General features: G+C 51.4%; 4 protein-coding genes. 2 read left to right on the top strand and 2 right to left on the bottom strand.

The annotated features are described in order from the left end of the window. A partial coding sequence (locus tag AC2JC8_RS06370) for a DUF3084 domain-containing protein (RefSeq protein ID WP_484594381.1) occupies positions 1-306 on the bottom strand: 306 nt, incomplete at its 3' end. 42 nt (positions 307-348) lie between these two features. After that, a complete protein-coding gene (gene ntcA / locus AC2JC8_RS06365; RefSeq protein WP_461556519.1) occupies positions 349-1,011 on the bottom strand; it encodes a global nitrogen regulator NtcA in 663 nt (220 codons plus the stop codon). Positions 1,012-1,178: 167 nt separating this feature from the next. On the opposite strand from ntcA, the gene AC2JC8_RS06360 reads away from it, so the two are divergent. Continuing rightward, the gene (locus AC2JC8_RS06360; RefSeq protein WP_255133249.1) at positions 1,179-1,721 is read left to right on the top strand and encodes a cob(I)yrinic acid a,c-diamide adenosyltransferase; all 543 of its coding nucleotides are present in this window, start codon (positions 1,179-1,181) and stop codon (positions 1,719-1,721) included. After that, the coding region (locus AC2JC8_RS06355; protein WP_484594380.1) for a dCTP deaminase at positions 1,715-2,168 on the top strand (454 nt) is incomplete at its 3' end. The genes AC2JC8_RS06360 and AC2JC8_RS06355, both read left to right, overlap by 7 nt.

Raw genomic sequence — 2,168 nt, 5'->3', positions numbered from 1 at the left:
TTCGCTGCGGCTTAATTGAACAACACTGAAATCAAGATTTTTACGGGCATTCGAGAGTTTTGATTCGATTTTATCGAGCTGAAATAAACCAATCCGCAGCTGTTCACTAACGGCCAGCATCAAGCCAAGGGTGAGGGCACTAATCAAACTGCCTGTTAGCACTGTGATCAGCACAGCAGTGCTGCGGGGGCGCAACCGAAACAAACTCAGGCGCGCTTTACCTATGCGGCTGCCGAGGCGATCACCAATGGTGGCAAGCACTCCACCGAGCAGCAGCACCGCCAAAATCAGCAGCCAGCCGGTCACGGTGAAAGCACTAACAAGGGCACCAGTATCGCTGAAGGATGATCAGCTGAAACGTTTTGCAAGGGCAAGCGGATCAAACACAGTGATGCGTTTGCGATCGATTTCCACGAGGCCATCGTTGCGTAAATCACCAAGTAAACGGGTAATGGTTACGCGGGTAGAACCGATTGCTTCTGCGATCGCTTGATGGGAAAGCTTGAGATCGATTGTGATCCCACGGGTGCCGGGCATACCGAAATCACGGCATAACACCAATAAAAAGCTCACTAACCGGGAAGACATATCCCGATGGGTGAGGGTTTCGATCATGGTTTCGGTTTGCAGGATGCGAGAAGAAAGGCCTTGCAAAAGCAATAAAGCAACTCGGGCATCCTTTTCGATCGCCTGCCGCACTGAGGTGGCAGGGGCACTGATCAAATCAACACGGGTAAAAGCGATCGCGTGATAAAAACGATCGGATTTCTGGCCGGTAAGCAAAGAAAGCACGCCAAAAAGGCTGTTTTCTCGCAATAAGGCAACGGTGATTTCTTCTCCGGTTTCGTATACGCGCGATAAACGCACCGCGCCGCGTTTAAGCAGATAAACCCTTTCGGCCGGATCACCGGGGAAAAAGATTGTTTTTCCCCGCTCAACGATTTCGGAGCTAGTGCCCACCAAGCTGCGCATCACTTCTTGGATGCCGAGCTGTGGAGTTGAAACAACCATTAAGCCTTGCTCCAATGTGCAAAACCTATAGAGGCAGGGATTAACGCCTGGTAGCGGTTAACACCAAATATTGCACAGTACAAATGTTTGCACTATCTGTGGTGTTTAAAGCTTGTGCAAGAACGTTTCACCGCTACATTCGGGTTTCTTCTGCCCGCGGTGATTTTATGCTCAGCAGCCTTGCGGAACCCAGCCAACGCAGGGCTGGGGCGGCATTACGGCTGCTGGTTAGCGAGCCGGAGGGGTTATTGCAGGTGCATACAGCGGCTTATCGCGGCAGTTGCCCCAGTGTGTTTAGCCAAGCGCTACGCAGCGCAGGCCTTGGCAGCACGGTGCTGGTGAGTCAGTTTTTGAGAGGCGGTGTTGATCAAGGCCCAACAAAACCGGTGCAGATGTGCGGCCGGCTCACCTGGCTTAGGCCAGCGGTAGCTGATTGCCTCAAGGGCCCAGATGATGGGCTGCAACGGCAAGCGGTGCAGGATTTATGGCAAGAAACCAGCCGCTGGCTGCTGGAAGGTGCGGCTGATTTGGTGGTGCTTGATGAATTAGGGCTTGCGCTTGCCTATGGCTTGCTTGATGAAGCTGAAGTAGTGGCCACCTTGGGGCAGCGGCCAAGCCGTATGGATGTAATCCTCACAGGGCCTCAAATGCCGGCGTCGCTGATGGCGCTTGCAGATCAAGTAACCGAATTGCGCCGCGAACGATGCTAAAAAACGACCGCTGGATTAATGAACAGGCAGAAAATGGGTTGCTAGAGCCATTTCAAGCCACCTTGGTGCGCCATTTGGATCCTGATAACAGGGCAAATCCCGTATTGAGTTTTGGTTGCTCTAGTTATGGCTACGACCTACGCCTATCAGCAAAAGAATTTTTGATATTTAGGCATGTGCCGGGCACGGTAATGAATCCAAAGAGGTTCAACCCAGCAAATTTAGAACCAGCACCAATGCAAACTGATGCTGATGGTTCATATTTCATACTGCCGGCCCATTCCTACGGGCTGGGAGTGGCATTAGAGAAGATGAAGGTACCTGCAAATATCACAGTAATTTGTTTAGGGAAAAGCACCTATGCAAGGCTTGGAATAATAGTAAATACAACACCAGCAGAAGCCGGCTGGGAGGGGCATTTAACCTTGGAATTTAGCAATAGTTCTG

Source organism: Synechococcus sp., assembly GCF_982614295.1.
Note: the sequence above shows the minus strand (reverse complement) of the source record. Positions and strands in the feature narration are given on the sequence as shown.